Below are 681 nucleotides of genomic sequence, written 5' to 3'. Positions count from 1 at the left end.
GCGTCCGGGAGCCCGGCGTCCGGGAGCCCGCGCGCCGGGTCGAAGTCCGCGATCTCCCCGAGCGCACCGACGACGGTGGCCACGTGATCGGCCACCAGTCGGGCACCGGTGTCGGGGTCGGCGTCGGTGGGGTCGCCGATCACCCCGGTGTCGGACAGGTCGTCGGCCAGCCAGCCGAACTTCACGGGGCCGGTGAAGCCGATGTGCCGGCATCCGGCCACCGCGGTCGGGACCCGGGCCTCGGCGACGGACATGTCGACGAGGTCCGGACGCAGGTGGAGCATCATCGACGTCTCGGCCCACCCGGCGTGGATCCCCATCCCGAGCTCACCGGGCCCCGGCAAGGCCTTACCGGCGTAGAGGAACGTCCGGAGGCCGCTGCGCCGGCGCAGTTCCCGCAGCGCGACCTCCAGCAGCGCGGAGTTGCCCCCGTGGCAGTTGACGAAGAGCACGCGGCGGAATCCGCTGGCGGCCAACGCCGAACCGAGTTCACGCACCTGGGACAACAGGGTGTCGGCGGTGATCCACATCGCGCCGGGGAACGAGGAGTGCTCATCGCTCTTGGTGTATCCCAGCGCGGGCATGAGCCAGGCGTCGACCCCGGATGCCTTCTCCACCGCCCGGGAGGCCACCGCCTCGGCCACGATGAGGTCGGTGGCCAGGGGGAGGTGGGGGCCGTGG

The 681-nt window shown here is 72.7% G+C and carries 1 protein-coding gene; it reads right to left on the bottom strand.

The window, feature by feature from the left end; all coding sequences use genetic code 11:
- On the bottom strand, positions 1 to 681 hold a 681-nt coding region (locus IY392_RS15530), incomplete at both ends, for a creatininase family protein (RefSeq protein ID WP_194861691.1).

It is taken from the genome of Dietzia sp. SYD-A1 (genome assembly GCF_015356725.1).
Taxonomy (GTDB): Bacteria; Actinomycetota; Actinomycetes; order Mycobacteriales; family Mycobacteriaceae; genus Dietzia.
The sequence above is the reverse complement of the archived record's forward strand: the minus strand, read 5'-3'. Positions and strand labels throughout refer to the sequence as shown.